Source organism: Sphingopyxis sp. USTB-05, assembly GCF_023822045.1.
Classification (GTDB): Bacteria; Pseudomonadota; Alphaproteobacteria; order Sphingomonadales; family Sphingomonadaceae; genus Sphingopyxis.
On the sequence record NZ_CP084712.1, the window covers coordinates 1,135,684 to 1,149,709 of the forward strand.

At 64.2% G+C, this 14,026-nt stretch carries 14 protein-coding genes; 8 read left to right on the forward strand and 6 right to left on the reverse strand.

Annotation, left to right across the window (positions count from 1 at the left end):
• The first annotated feature begins 46 nt into the window (after nucleotides 1-46).
• The gene (locus KEC45_RS04945; RefSeq protein ID WP_252171585.1) at nucleotides 47-622 is read left to right on the forward strand and encodes an NADPH-dependent FMN reductase; all 576 of its coding nucleotides are present in this window, start codon (nucleotides 47-49) and stop codon (nucleotides 620-622) included.
• On the opposite strand, the gene KEC45_RS04950 is transcribed toward KEC45_RS04945, so the two are convergent.
• The gene (locus KEC45_RS04950) at nucleotides 619-1,077 is read right to left on the reverse strand and encodes a MarR family winged helix-turn-helix transcriptional regulator (protein ID WP_252171586.1); all 459 of its coding nucleotides are present in this window, start codon (nucleotides 1,075-1,077) and stop codon (nucleotides 619-621) included. The two genes, KEC45_RS04945 and KEC45_RS04950, sit on opposite strands and share 4 nt — an antisense overlap.
• A gap of 145 nt (nucleotides 1,078-1,222) precedes the next feature.
• On the opposite strand from KEC45_RS04950, the gene KEC45_RS04955 reads away from it, so the two are divergent.
• From KEC45_RS04955 to KEC45_RS04980, 6 genes are read left to right on the forward strand one after another with little or no spacing between them, the layout of a single operon-like run.
• Nucleotides 1,223-2,857 carry a long-chain-fatty-acid--CoA ligase gene (locus KEC45_RS04955; RefSeq protein WP_252171587.1) on the forward strand — a complete coding sequence of 545 codons (1,635 nt, stop codon included), beginning with the start codon at nucleotides 1,223-1,225 and terminating at the stop codon, nucleotides 2,855-2,857.
• 25 nt (nucleotides 2,858-2,882) lie between these two features.
• Entirely contained in the window at nucleotides 2,883-4,013 is a 1,131-nt protein-coding gene (locus tag KEC45_RS04960; RefSeq protein ID WP_252171588.1) for a lysophospholipase, read from the forward strand.
• A gap of 1 nt (nucleotide 4,014) precedes the next feature.
• Nucleotides 4,015-4,995 carry a phosphotransferase family protein gene (locus KEC45_RS04965; RefSeq protein ID WP_252171589.1) on the forward strand — a complete coding sequence of 327 codons (981 nt, stop codon included), beginning with the start codon at nucleotides 4,015-4,017 and terminating at the stop codon, nucleotides 4,993-4,995.
• Nucleotides 4,992-6,290, forward strand: coding sequence for a phosphopyruvate hydratase (gene eno, locus KEC45_RS04970; RefSeq protein WP_062182336.1), 1,299 nt, complete (start codon nucleotides 4,992-4,994; stop codon nucleotides 6,288-6,290). Before KEC45_RS04965 ends, eno begins: the two co-directional genes overlap by 4 nt.
• On the forward strand, nucleotides 6,287-7,207 hold the full coding sequence (locus tag KEC45_RS04975) for a 2-hydroxyacid dehydrogenase (protein ID WP_252171590.1): 921 nt from the start codon (nucleotides 6,287-6,289) through the stop codon (nucleotides 7,205-7,207). The genes eno and KEC45_RS04975 overlap by 4 nt, the downstream gene beginning before the upstream one ends.
• On the forward strand, nucleotides 7,208-7,900 hold the full coding sequence (locus KEC45_RS04980) for an alpha/beta fold hydrolase (protein ID WP_062182333.1): 693 nt from the start codon (nucleotides 7,208-7,210) through the stop codon (nucleotides 7,898-7,900).
• Between the two features lie 109 nt (nucleotides 7,901-8,009).
• On the opposite strand, the gene KEC45_RS04985 is transcribed toward KEC45_RS04980, so the two are convergent.
• A complete protein-coding gene (locus tag KEC45_RS04985; protein WP_062182329.1) occupies nucleotides 8,010-9,062 on the reverse strand; it encodes a cobalamin-independent methionine synthase II family protein in 1,053 nt (350 codons plus the stop codon).
• An 86-nt stretch (nucleotides 9,063-9,148) separates the two neighbouring features.
• Between KEC45_RS04985 and KEC45_RS04990 the strand changes: the two genes are divergently transcribed.
• Nucleotides 9,149-10,714, forward strand: a complete 1,566-nt coding sequence (locus KEC45_RS04990; protein WP_062182326.1) for a long-chain-fatty-acid--CoA ligase — start codon at nucleotides 9,149-9,151, stop codon at nucleotides 10,712-10,714.
• Between the two features lie 445 nt (nucleotides 10,715-11,159).
• Here KEC45_RS04990 and KEC45_RS04995 read toward each other — a convergent pair whose 3' ends face one another.
• The 4 genes from KEC45_RS04995 to KEC45_RS05010 all read right to left on the reverse strand — a co-directional run bounded on the left by KEC45_RS04995 (nucleotide 11,160) and on the right by KEC45_RS05010 (nucleotide 14,022).
• Nucleotides 11,160-11,753: a VOC family protein gene (locus KEC45_RS04995; RefSeq protein WP_062184131.1), complete on the reverse strand. Its 594-nt coding sequence runs from the start codon at nucleotides 11,751-11,753 to the stop codon at nucleotides 11,160-11,162.
• A 19-nt stretch (nucleotides 11,754-11,772) separates the two neighbouring features.
• A complete protein-coding gene (locus tag KEC45_RS05000; RefSeq protein ID WP_062182324.1) occupies nucleotides 11,773-12,390 on the reverse strand; it encodes a glutathione S-transferase family protein in 618 nt (205 codons plus the stop codon).
• A 61-nt stretch (nucleotides 12,391-12,451) separates the two neighbouring features.
• Nucleotides 12,452-13,363 (reverse strand): SMP-30/gluconolactonase/LRE family protein, encoded by a 912-nt coding sequence (locus KEC45_RS05005; RefSeq protein ID WP_252171591.1) that lies wholly within the window; start codon nucleotides 13,361-13,363, stop codon nucleotides 12,452-12,454.
• Between the two features lie 11 nt (nucleotides 13,364-13,374).
• Nucleotides 13,375-14,022: a carboxymuconolactone decarboxylase family protein gene (locus KEC45_RS05010; protein WP_062182318.1), complete on the reverse strand. Its 648-nt coding sequence runs from the start codon at nucleotides 14,020-14,022 to the stop codon at nucleotides 13,375-13,377.
• Nucleotides 14,023-14,026: the final 4 nt, after the last annotated feature.

The window sequence follows — 14,026 nt, forward strand, 5'->3', positions numbered from 1 at the left end:
AAGCGACAATAGGTTAGTATTCTAACTATATTGCTCGGGAGGGAAAATGACCAGCATTGCCGTCATCGCGGGAAGCATCCGCGAAGGATCATTCAACCGCGCCTTGGGCGACCTCGCCGCGGCCAGTCTCGAATCTCAAGGCGCGAACGTGACGCGGGTCGATCTGGCGGCGTTCGATCTGCCGCTCTATTCCGCCGCGCTTGAGGCCAATGCCTTTCCGTCCGACGCGCTGAGGCTTAAAGAGCTGTTCGCGGCGCAGGACGGGCTGCTCTTCGTCTCTCCCGAATATAACGGCTCGCTATCGCCGCTGCTAAAGAATGCCATCGACTGGGCATCGCGCCCAACCGGCGACGAGGGGCTTGTCGCGCTGTCTGCCTATCGCGGCAAGGCGGCGGCGATCATGTCGGCCTCGATCAGCCCGTTCGGGGGGCTGCGCGGCTTGATGCACCTGCGCCAGATCCTGTCGACGATCCAGATGCTCGTGATTCCCGAACAGGTGGTGGTACCCAACGCCCACGCCGCCTTTGCCGAGGACGGCGGCTTGAAAGAAGCGCTTCCCGCATCGCTTGTCGACATGACTGCCGGGCGTCTGGTGGCGGTGGCGAAAGCGCTCGCTGCCTAGGCTTTGTGCGTAGTCCGGGAGGCGGGGGCAGGTTCGATATTGTCGCCCCAGTCGGCCTCGAGCGCGGCGAGGAGCGCATCGAACCTGTCCTGCCCCAGCCGCGCGGCGATCTGTGCGGTGAGCGCGTCCATCGAGCGCTGCGCATCCTTGCGCATGCGCGCGCCGAGGCCGGTCAACGAAACGATCATATGGCGGCGGTCCTCGGGATCGACCTCGAGCTGGACGATGCCCAGCTTTACCATCTGGCCGATCGTGCTGTGGATCGCCTGCCGCGATACGCCGAGGTTGCGCGCAATGTCCGACGGGCGCACGATGCCGCTGACGATATTGGTCATGACCATCGATTGCGGGCGGTTGACGTCGGGCCAGCCGTGATCGTGCAGCCGCGCCTGAAGCCCCTCGTCAAGCCAGCAGAAGCGTTGAAAAAGCGCGATGATAAGCTGGTTGGTGCGCATATGACGCTATGTTGGCCCCGTTGCCGGCGGGATGCCGACGGCGCCACGCTAGAAGAGCGGGAAGGCCGAAGCAAGGCAGAGCGGCGTTGCAATCGGGAAATACTTAGCATACTATCTATTAAAGCGATAAGGGAGAGAGGATCGCATGGACGGGTTGATGCAGAATGTGCCGCTGACGGTCGACCGGATCATCGACCATGCAGCGAACTGGCACGGCGCGCGCGAGATCGTGTCGCGCGATGCGGAGGGGCACGTAACCCGATCGACCTGGGCCGATGTTCATGCCGATGCGAAGCGCGTGTCGAATGCGCTGGCGGCCGAGGGAATCAAGCGCGGCGACCGCGTCGCGACGATGGCGTGGAATGGCGGGCGTCATCTGGCGGCCTGGTATGGTGCGGCGGGGATGGGAGCGGTGCTTCACACGCTCAATCCGCGGCTGTTCCTTGAACAGATCGCCTATATCGCAAACCACGCCGGCGACCGGCTGCTCATCGCCGACCCCGCTACCGCCGAGCTGGTCGAGCAATTGCTGCCGCAGGTGCCGTCGATCGAGAAGGTGGTCTTTTTTTGCGACGCCGCGTCGATGCCGCAAACCAGCTTTGCCGCGACCGCCTTCGACGACTGGATCGCCGGTCAGCCGTGCGAATATATATGGGGCGGGTTCGATGAGAATGCGGCGTGCGGGCTTTGCTATACCAGCGGCACGACGGGCAATCCCAAGGGCGTGCTCTATTCGCACCGTTCCAACTATATCCATGCGCTGATGACGTTGCAGCGCGACGCGCTCGCGCTCTCGGCGCGCGACACGGTGCTGCTCGTCGTCCCGATGTATCATGCCAATGCATGGGGCGTCGTCTATTCGGCGCCCGCGGTCGGCGCCAAACTGGTGCTGCCGGGGCAGCGAATGGACGGCGAATCTATCTATAATCTGATCGAGCAAGAGGGCGTGACCTATTCGGCCGCCGTGCCAACAGTGTGGCAGATGCTGCTGCAATATATGCAGGAAAATGGAAAGCGCTTCACCACACTGGAGCGGGTGACGATCGGCGGTTCGGCATGCCCCGAGTCGATTATCCGCACCTTCCGCGACGATTATGGCGTCGATGTCATCCAAGGCTGGGGCATGACCGAAACCTCGCCGCTCGGTACGGTATCGGTGCCCAATGCCGCGGTCGCTGCGAAGCCCGAGGGTGAGCAGATGGCATATAAGCTGAAGCAGGGCAGGCTGCTCTGCGGGCTTGAGATGAAGCTTGTCGACGATGCCGGCAATCGCCTGCCGCACGACGGCAAGACGCCCGGGCGACTGATGGTCAAAGGGCCGACGATCGCGGGCGCCTATTATGGCGGCGAGGGCGGCGATGTGCTCGATGCCGAGGGATTCTTCGACACCGGCGACGTCAGTACGATCGACGGCGAAGGCTATATGCAGATCACCGATCGCGCGAAGGACGTCGTTAAGTCGGGGGGCGAGTGGATCAGTTCGATCGAGATCGAGAATATCGCGATGGGGCACGATGCCGTCGCCAATGCCGCGGTCGTTGGCGTCGCGCATCCGAAATGGGACGAGCGGCCGATCCTGCTCTGTCAACTGAAGGACGGCGCCGATGCCTGCGCCGACGATCTCAAAGCGTATCTCGACGGCAAGATCGCGCGCTGGTGGATGCCCGACGATGTGCTGTTCGTCGAGGAGATCCCGCTTGGGCCGACAGGAAAGATCGACAAGAAGGCGATCCGCGCGGGGCTGGACGGTTACACGCTGCCCTTCGAAGTGACCCGCTGAACAATATCTATAATCAGGAGAGATGATGATGGACCCGAACGGGATCGAGGGACTGGACGCGCGATTTGTCGGGCTGGTGTCGCCGACGGCGCCGAGGATTCAGGCGGGCGGACACCCGTGCCAGGGCGTTTACTGGACCGAGGCGGGGAAGCGCCCGAAGGTCGCGATCATCGCGACGCACTATAATGTCGATTTCGCCGAACATTATATCGCTCCCTATTTTGCGCGACAGGGCTTCGGCTTCCTGGGCTGGAACACTCGTTATCGCGGGTTCGAGGATCAGTTTTTGCTCGAGCACGCCGTTCTCGACATCGGCGTCGGCATGAAATGGTTGAAGGAGGAGGCTGGGGTCGAGCAGATCGTCATCCTCGGCAATTCGGGCGGCGGGTCGCTGATGGGCGCCTATCAGGCCGAAGCGATCGCGCCGACGCTGACGGACCGGCTGCCGTCGGTAGGGCAGGATGCGCTCGCAAGCCTTATCAAGGGCGATCTCTACATCAGCTTCAACGCGCATCAGGGCCGCCCCGAGGTGCTCACCGATTGGATGGACGCGTCGGTGATCGACGAGACTGACCCGACACTGACCGATCCCGAACTCGACCCGTTCAATCCCGATAACGGTCCACCCTATTCGGACGCGTTCATCGCAAAATATCGTGCCGGCCAGCGCGCGCGCAACCAGCGCATCACGGATTGGGCAAAGGCTGAACTCGCACGGCTGAATGCCGCCGGCATCCCCGATCGCATCTTCCCCATGTTCCGCTGCTGGGGCGATATCCGCTGCGTCGATCCGGCCATCGACCCGTCGGACCGCAAACCCAATTGGTGCTATCGCGGCGACCCTGCAGTCGCGAACCGCACGCCGAGCATCGGGCGCGCGAATACGCTGAAGACCTGGCTCAACATGTGGAGCCTCGAAACCTCGCCGTGCCAGGGGCAGCCGCACCTCGCCAAGCACGACACGCCCGCGCTGGTCGTGCAGGGCCTCGCCGACACCGGCGTCTTTCCAAGCGACGCTCGCAAGATTTTCGACTTCCTTGGCTCGACCGACAAGAAGCTCGAACTGATACCCGGCGCGCATTATTTCGAGGATTCGATCGCCGAACGCCAGAATGCGGCCGAACTTGTCGGCGCCTGGATCAGGGAGAAGCTGTGACGTGACGGCCGACGTCGACATCGTCCGTGAATTGCGCGGCGCCGGACTGGCGGGCGAGGGCGATGTCGTTCTCGAACCGCTGACCGGCGGTGTGTCCTGCGACGTATGGAAGGTCGAGACGCCGTCGGGCCCAATTGTCGTCAAGCGCCCGCTGCCGCAGCTTCGCGTCGCCGCCGAATGGCACGCGCCGATCGAACGCGGTCAGGCCGAAGTGCGCTGGCTGAAGCGCGCGCGGGATGTCGACCCGCGGATCGCGCCCGAAGTGCTCGCCGAGCTTCCCACGGGTCATGCCTTCGCGATGCGCTTTCTGCCTGATTGCCCGGTGTGGAAAGACGAACTGGTCGCGGGCCGCGTCGATGGCGATTTTGCTGCCGCGGTGGGGCGCGGGATCGTGGCCGTGCATGCCGCGACCGCGAACAACGCGGCCGACCGCGATGCCTTTCCGAACGACGAGATGTTCCGCGCGCTGCGCGTCGATCCCTTCCTGCTACATGTCGCACGCAAGGACACCGAATTGGCGCCCGCGCTGAACGCGCTCGCCGACGATCTCGTCGCGCGCAAGGTTGCGCTGGTGCATGGCGACGTGAGCCCCAAGAATATCCTCGTCAGTCCCGACGGGCCGGTCTTCCTCGACGCCGAATGCGCTGTCTACAGCGATCCGGCGTTCGATCTCGCTTTCTGTGCGACGCACCTGTTGCTCAAGGCGGTATGGCTCGACGATCTTCGGCTGGAGCAGGCGGCCGGCCTGCTCGTCGATGCGTATCGGGCGGGGATCGATTGGGAAGACGCGGACGGCTTGCTGAAACGCGCCGGCGGGCTCACCGCCGCGCTGTTGCTCGCGCGCGTGGAGGGCAAGTCGCCCGCACAATATCTGACCGACCCCGAACATCGGCGCATCGTGCGCGATCAGGCGCGAGCGCTCGTCCTCGCGCCGCAATCGATCGACGCGCTCGTCGCCAACTGGAAAAGGAATCTTGCATGACTTCGCGTATCGCCTCCGTCACCGGCCGCCAGCTCTGGGACTCGCGCGGCCGCCCCACCGTCGAGGCCGAGGTGGTGCTGGAATCGGGCGCGGTGGGCCGGGCGATCGCCCCGGCGGGCGCCTCGCGCGGCGCGCATGAGGCAATAGACCTGCGCGACGGCGGCGATGCGTTTGGCGGCTTCGGCGTCAATCGCGCGGTCGCCGGGATCGGTTCGGAAATCGCCAGCGCGATCGCCGGCATGGACGCGCGGGAACAGGCTTCGGTCGACGCGGCGCTCTGCGCGCTCGACAACACCCCCAACAAGGCGCGGCTTGGCGCCAACGCCGTCGTCGCCGTGTCGATGGCGGTCCTCCACGCTGCCGCTGCCGATGCGCGGTTGCCTTTGTGGCGCTATCTCGCGGGCGACGCCAAGGTGCGCATCCCTCTCCCCGAAATCCAGATATTCGGGGGCGGCGCTCACGCCGGGCGGCGCACCGATGTGCAGGATTTCATGATCATGTGCCCGAAGGCCGGAAGCTTTCGCCGCGCGCTTGAAATCACGGACGATGTGTATCGCGCCGCGGGCAAGCTGATGGAGGCGAAAGGTCCGCTCTCGGGCGTCGCGGACGAGGGCGGCTGGTGGCCGAACTTCGCGTCGAACGAGGATGCTCTCGACACGCTGACCAAGGCGATCGAGGCGAGTGGGCATCGCGCCGGCGATGAGGTGTTCATCTCGCTCGACATCGCGGCGAACGAGCTTGGCGATGCCGACGGCTATAACCTCGCGCTCGACGACGGGCGCCTCTCGGGACAGGAGATGGCGGCGCGCATCGTCGAATGGGCGGGGCGCTATCCGATCCTGTCGATAGAGGATCCGGCGGGGCAGGACGACTGGACGACGATGGCGGCGGTCACTGCGGCCATCGGCGATCGCGTCCAGATCATCGGCGACGACGTACTCGTCACCAACGCCGCGCGCGTCGAACGCGCGGGCGAGGCGGCGGTGTGCAACGCGGCATTGATCAAGGTCAATCAGGTGGGAACGGTGACCGAGGCGAAGGCGGCACTCGATGCCGCGGTCGCTCTCGGCTGGGGCGCAATCGTCTCGGCGCGGTCGGGTGAAAGCGAGGATGTCACCATCGCGCATCTTGCGACGGGTTGGAACGCGGGGCAGCTCAAGGTCGGCAGCTTCACCCGGTCCGAACGCATGGCGAAGTGGAACGAGATGCTGCGGATCGAGGAAGCGATGGGCGGCGACGCGGTGTTCGCCGGCTTCTCGGCCTTCGCCGGATCGATCGGGGCCGTGGCGGCATGATTGTCCTGCACGCCCGCCCGAGCCCGGGGTTTCGCGAGGCGGTCGACAGGATCTTCGGCGCCGGCGTGGTGACGCATGTCGACGAGGCCGCATCGCTCGACGAGGTCGCGGGCGCGATCACCGCGCTGCTCCATGTGCTCACGCCGGTCACGGGCGATTTCATCGCTTCGGCACCGAAGCTGAAACTGATCCAAAAGCTCGGTGTCGGCGTGAACACCATCGCGCTCGATGCCGCCCGTGAACATGGCGTCGCGGTTTGCAACATGCCGGGGACGAACAGCCAGGCGGTCGCCGAAATGGCCTTGTCGCTGATGATGGCGGTGCTGCGGCGGACCTGTTTTTTCGATGCGCGGACGCGGCTGGGGGAGGGGTGGACCGCCGACCCTTCCGAACTCGACAGCGTCGGCGAAGTCGCGGGGCGAACGGTGGGACTGGTCGGGTTCGGCAATTCGGCGCAGCGGCTGGCGCCCGTCCTCGAAGCGCTGGGCGCGAAGGTCGTCTATACCGCGCGCAGCCCGCGCGACGTGGCTTATGAATTTATGCCGCTCGATCGCCTGCTCGCGACAAGCGACATCGTCTCGCTGCACATCCCGCTGACCGACGACACGCGCGGATCGATTGACCCGTTCGCGATGAAGAAGGGCGCGATATTGGTGAACACGGCGCGCGGCGAACTGGTCGACGAAGCGCGGTTGATCGAAGCGCTGACGACGGGGTATTTGCTCGGCGCAGGGCTCGATGTGTTCGGCGAGGAACCGTTGCCGCGGGGTAATCCGCTGCTGAGTCTGCCAAATGCGGTGCTGGCACCGCACATCGCCTGGCTCACCCCCGAAACGCTGGTGCGCAGCCTTTCCGTTGCGCATGAAAATTGCCGCCGCCTCGCCGCAGGCGAAGCGCTACTTCATCAGGTGGTCTGAATGTCGCTTCCTATCGTTTTGATTACGGGTCAGCTTCTGACCGATGCCGTGTGGCAGCCGTTGCTGGACCAATGGCCGGGCCGCGACGTGATCGTCGCCGACAATAGCCGCGACGACACGATCGAAGGCTTTGCGCAGCGCCTGCTCGACAACGCACCGCCGAAATTTGTGCTGGTCGGTCACGCGATGGGCGGCTTCGTCGCGTTCGAAGTGATGCGCCGCGCGCCGGAGCGTGTGGCGAAGCTCGCGCTGATCTCGACGCTCGCGTCGGCGGATGGTCCGGCGCAGACCGCGCGGCGGCAGGGCTACATCGACCTCGTGACAAACGGTCAATTCGATCAGGTCGTCGAGGAACGGATTCCGATCCTGTTTCCAGAAGAAAGGCGGCACGACGAACGATTCCTGACCATCGCGCGGACGATGGCCGCCGATACCGGCGCCGACACTTTCCTTGCGCAGCAGCGCGCGATCATGGCGCGCATCGACAGCCGCCCGCGGCTGGGTGAGATTGCCGTGCCGACGCTGCTGATCTGGGGCGAGAAGGATGGCATCACCAGCCGCGCGCATCATGACGAAATCTTGGACGCAATCCCGGGCGCGCGGCTGGAGGTCGTACCGGGCGTGGGGCATTTGCCCACGGTCGAGGTGCCCGAGGTGGTGGCTGAGTTGCTAAGCCGGTTTTTCGACGCCTAACCGCCGTCATTGCGAGCGAAGCGAAGCAATCCAGGGCGGTCAACGCCACTCTGGATTGCTTCGCTTCGCTCGCAATGACGAACTAAATGCTCAAATTGTCGGGTAAGATTTATTTCAACTCCGCACGCACCATCGCCGTCCCATCGACCATCGCCTTCAGCTTCGCCTGGCTATGCTCCCGGCTGTGGTATTTCATCCCGCAATCGGGCGCGATCCAAAGTCGTTCGGCGTCGACATAGCGCAGCGCCTCGCGGATACGTCCGGCGACGACTTCGGGTGTTTCAACCTCGGGAATCGACAGGTCGAGCACGCCGTACATGATCGTCTTGGTCGGCAGTTCGGCGAGGATCGCGGGGTCGAGCCCCGGCTGCGCCGCTTCGATCGAAATGACGTCGATCGCCGACGCTTCCAGTTCGGCGAGGAAGTCATAAGCCTTGGGCTTCGGCCCCGTCGCACCCGCGCCATGATGCACCATCGCATAGCCGAAGCAGATGTGCAGCGCGGTCGTGCCGCCGACGCCATCGAGCGCGCGATTGATCGCCTCGATCGCATAGCTGTTCGCCTCGGCGGCACGCGCCTGCAGATAAGGCTCGTCGAGCTGGACCACGTCGACGCCCGCCGCGAACAGATCCTTCACCTCGGCATTGACCGCATCGGCATAGTCCATCGCCAGCGACCGCAGATCGGGATAATAGCCGTTCTCGGCCTGCTGAGTCATTGTGAAGGGGCCGGGCAGGGTAAGCTTTACGGGCTTGGCCGAGTGGCGGCGGAGGAAAGCGGCATCCTGTGCTTCGATCGGCGCGACGCGGCGGATCGGACCCGAAACGAGCGGCACGGGATTCGCGTTGCCGGTACGGTCGATCGCCGTCCCATGCTTATCCCGGTCGATCCCCGACAGCGCGGTCGCGAGCCGGTTCGAATAGCTTTCGCGGCGCATTTCGCCGTCGCCGACGATGTCGATGCCCAGCTCTTCCTGATCGCGAATAGCCATCAGGGTCGCCGCTTCCTGCGCGTCGGCGAGCCAGGGTTCGGGGATGCGCCACAGCGTCTCGGCGCGCACGCGCGGAGGCAGGCTGGCCTTCAGCCGCTCGCGGTCGATCAGCCAGTCAGGCTGGGGGTAGCTTCCGACGATAGTTGTCGGCAGGATGGGGTGGTCGAACAAGGCCGGTCCTCTCGAATTTTTAGCTGGCCAAGCATTTGCTTAGTATTCTATCTAATTCAAGTCGAAACGACGATTGGGAGAGCAAAATGATCGATCTGGAGGCCATCCGGACGTTGGCGGACATTCCCGCGGCGCAGGCACGCGTGCGGGGACAGGCGACCGCGGTGAAATTCGGGGAACGCGAGACGAGTTTCGCCGAACTCGATGCGCGGTCGAATCGTATTGCGCGCGCGTTGATCGCATCGGGCTTGGCGCCGGGCGACCGCGTCTCGGCGCTGACCAAGAACCACGATAGCTGGTATCCGCTCTTCTTCGGTTCCGCGCGCGCGCGCGCCTGTTTCGCACCGATCAACTGCCGCCTCGCGCCTGCCGAAATCGGCTTCATCCTGAGTGATGCCGGGCCGAAACTGCTTTTCGTCGGCGAGGATTTCTTCGACTGCGCGCTCGCGGCGATCGCCGATCTGGCCACACCGCCGCGCCTGATCGCGCTTTATGGCGAGCATCCGGCGTTCGAGCCGCTCGGCGCCTGGCTGGGCGCGGCGTCCGATGCGCCGCTGGCCGATCCGCCGCAGCTCACCGACGACGTGCTCCAGCTTTATACCAGCGGCACGACGGGTTTGCCCAAAGGGGTGGTGCTCACCAACGCCAATTACCGCACCTTCCTCGAAGCTGCGACCGAGGTCGACGGCTTTGCCTATGGCGAGGATGAGACGGTGATGATCGTCATGCCCTTGTTCCACGTTGCCGGCACGAACGTCAGCTTCTCGGGTCTTGCGCAAGGCGGACGTCTTGTCCTCGTCAAGGATTTCACCGCCGCCGATGCGGTACGCATGATGCGCGATGAGAATGTTGCGCACGCTTTCCTGGCGCCTGCGATGATCCAGATGATGCTGCTTCAGCCGACAGCGAACGACGGTGCCTATCCGCACCTCAAGTCGATCGCCTACGGCGCGTCGCCGATCGCCGAAGATGTATTGCGCCGCGCGCGTGCGACCTTCGGCTGCGATTTCGTGCAATTCTACGGCATGACCGAATCCGCCGGGGGCGGCTCATATCTCTCGCCAAGCGCGCATGACATGCCGGGCAAGCTTACGTCGTGCGGCAAACCTTGGCCCGGTGCCGCAATGGCGATCCTCGACGGCGAGGGCCGCGAACTGGGCGAAGGCGAGATCGGAGAGATCGCGATCCGTGGCGGCATCGTGATGAAGGGATATTGGAACCGCGCAAAGGCGACCGAAGAGACGCTGGCGGGCGGCTGGCTCCACACGGGCGACGTCGGCTATCGTGACGCCGACGGCTTCTACTATGTCCACGACCGCATCAAGGACATGATCGTGTCGGGCGGCGAGAATGTCTATCCGGCTGAGGTCGAGAGTGCGATCATGGGCTGTCCGGGCGTCGCCGACGTCGCGGTGATCGGCGTGCCCGACGACAAATGGGGCGAGGGCGTCAAGGCGCTGATCGTGCCCGCCGCGGGCGCAACACTCGATCCCGCTGATGTCGTGGCCTGGGCACGCGAGCGGATCGCGGCGTACAAGGTCCCGAAAAGCATCGAATTCATCGACGCGCTACCGCGCAACCCGTCGGGCAAGGTCCTCCGCCGTGAATTGCGCGCACCCTATTGGGAAGGACGCGACCGCGCTGTGGGATAGGGTGTTTCTGCTTTGGGGTGGTGAGCGGACGTTGCCCGATTTTCCTTCGTCATCCCGGACTTGATCCGGGATCCCGCTTTTTGACGGCACCGGCACGCTTCACGAAATAGCGGGACCCCGGATCAAGTCCGGGGTGACGATGATGGAGAGGGCAGCAATCGGTCGATTCCGGCCAGAACCTCGCCGGACAAAAAACGGCTTTCCTAATATATCGGGCGATGATCTACCCTCGTGGATGACCGCATCGATTATCCTGCAGAGCATCCCTTCGACACTCCGCGCCCGTCATCGCCTTAAAGCGACAAAGGAGACATTCCGGACGCGTACGTCCGTATCTTTTGTCGCCTTAACGCCGATAATCGACATCCCGACTCCCACCCAAAAAAGAACCCGGCCAAAAGCCGGGTCCAGGAGGAGTTCCCAATGGGTAATTGATTGGGAATGTCTATTCGGCGGGCACCGGCGTGCGGCCGACGATGAAGCCTTCGCGCTTCGTGCCGTCGGCCTGGACCGGATCGTGCGCCACGTCGCTTTCGTCGAACTCCTTCGTCCACGCCGCGAATTCGAGGCAGACACCGTCGGGGTCGAAGAAATAGACCGAGCGGACGAAGACGCCGGGATGCAATTCGGCCGAGGCCTGCATCGGGCTGTCGTCATGGTTCAGCACCGGTGTTACCTCGATGCCCTTCTCGATCAGGCGGTTGTAATATTCATCGAACTTGTCGGCGCGGACGTTGATCGCGATATGGTTCATCGAGCCGTGTGCCGAGACAAAGCTGCCCTGCGTCGGCAGCGCGGCGGGGGCCGAGATGCCGGGGACCGCTTCGGGCGCGTTCGGGAACCAGAAAAAGGCGAGGCTATCGCCATTGCCGATGTCGAAAAAGAAATGCTGGCCGCGACCGCCGGGCAGGTCGATCGTCTTGGTCAGCGGCATGCCCAGCTTGTCGCGGTAGAATTCGACCGTCCGCGCCATATCCTTGCACACCAGCGCGAGGTGGTTGACCCCGCAGAATTCGAATTCGTTATTTGCTGCAGCCATCATCCGTCTCCTTATGTCTTCAGTTCGAACTTACGCTGGGGCGACTTTTCATCCGCTCGTACCAACGCACAACATTGGTGCAGGCGGGGTCGATCGGCTGACCGACCGACGCGCCGAAATCGAGGAAAGCGAACAGCATGATGTCCGCGAGACTGAATGCGTCACCCGCGATGAACTCGCGCCCCGCGATTTGCCCGTCCAGCCATTTGACCCCGTCCTGCGCGGTGGCTTTCAGCCCGGCGGCGGCTTCGGGCAGGCAGCGCAGCCGCGGCTCGAACAGCGGCAGCCCTTCGGCAAAGCGGAAGCCGTTGGTCAGCGGTTCGCAAATTTTGAGGTCGACGCGGCGCGTCCACATGCGCGTCGTCGCGCGCTCTTCGGGTGTCGAGCCGATCAGCGTCGGCTCAGGAAACCGCTCGTCGAGATATTCGCAGATCGCGGTCACTTCGCAGACGAAATGGCCGTCGTCGAGTTCGAGCGCCGGCGTTTGTCCGGCCGGATTCACATCGACATTATACGGCGCACGGCGGTTCTCGCCGCCGCGAAGGTCGATGCTGACCTCGGGGATTTCAATACCCTTTTCGGCCATGAAAAGCTTCACGACGCGCGGGTTCGGACCGACGCTATTATAGAATTTCATCCTATCCTCTCCCACGAGTCTTATCATTTTACGGCACAACCGTCAATTAAGTTGACGGTTGCTATAGGCGGAGCCCGGAACGCGGCCAACGCATACGATAGAGCGTGCCGGTGGTCGAAGCGGTGATCCAGGCGTCGCGTCGGTCGGCACCGCCAAAGGCGATGTTGGTGATGCCAATGTCGGGAAGCGGCACAAACTCAGAACCGCCGCCATCGGGCTCGAAAATCGTGATCCCGCCCTCGACCATCGTGCCGACGCAGATCCGGCCACTGTCCTCGATTGCCATGCTGTCGAGCAGGCGAAAGGCGGGCGGGGTGCCGACGAAGCGGCCGGGTGCCCATGGTGCCGGCGGCGCCAGTTCGCCGGGCGCGACGACATCCATCGCCCAGATGCGGGCGGTCATCGTCTCGCTGACATAGAGCGTCTTGCCGCTCGGCGAGAGGCCGATGCCGTTCGGTCCCATCATGCCGGCCCGCTGGCGGCTGATTTTCGATCCGTCGGCGGCCGCATAATATATCGCACCATGGTCGCGGCCGGTGTCGCGTACCTGTCCGTGATCGGTGAACCAGAAGCCGCCGGCAGCGTCGAAGACGATGTCGTTCGGTCCTTTGAGCCGCTCGCCCTCGAAGCTGTCGTAGAGCGTCGTCGCCGAGCCGGTCGCGAGGTCGACGCGCTGGATCGACCCGCAAGGCTCGGCATGCGCGGCATGACCGGGAAAGAGCAGGCCGCCCGCCTCGGTCCACTGGAACCCGCCATTGTTGCAGACATAGGCGGCGCCGTCCGGGCCGATCGCCAGCCCATTCGGTCCTCCGCCGAGTTCGGCGACGACCGAGAGGCTGCCGTCGGGCGCGACGCGTGTCAGCGTGCCGCGCGCAATCTCGACGAGCAGCACCGAGCCGTCGGGCATCGGCACCGGGCCTTCGGGAAAGCGCAACCCCGTCGCGACGGCTTCGGGGGCGCCGTAACCGCTCATCCGTCCCTCGCTCAGCCCTGCGCCGGACGTGGCGCGCTGAGGAAGTCGGCGGCGCTGAAGCCTTCGGGCGCTGCCACCTCGACGATCGGGTCTTCGCGGGCGTCATATTCCATACGCAGCGCGCGGGTGATCACCGCATGCATGTCATAGAGGCAGGTGATGTAGGTGAATTCGAAAATCTGCTCGTCGTTCCAGAAGGTCTTGAGCTTGTCGAACACTTCGAGCGGGACGCGCCCGCCGGCCTGCGCGAGGCAGTCGGCATAAGCGAGGACGGTGCGTTCCTGTTCGTTATAGCAGTCCGCGACTTGCCAGTGAGCGATCGCGGCAATCTTCTCCTCGCTGACACCAAGGCCGCGAAGCGACTTGCAATGCTGTGAAAAGACGAACTGGCTGCCCTTGACCCAGCCGGCGCGCGTTTGGCCGAGCTCACGCAGAACCGGATCGATGGTGCGCGCGGGGTTGCGATAGACAGCGAAACCCTTGACCGCATGTTCGAAGATGTCGGGGGACAGCGCGAACACCGTCCACCAATCGCCGGGCGTACCGGTTGCAGTGCCGGGCTCGGCGACGGGATCGCGCTCGCCGAACAGGCGGTTGTAATAGGCTAGGACGGTCTCGTCGGTGACTTCCGAGCGGGGAACCTGACGCAGGACGGGCATGATT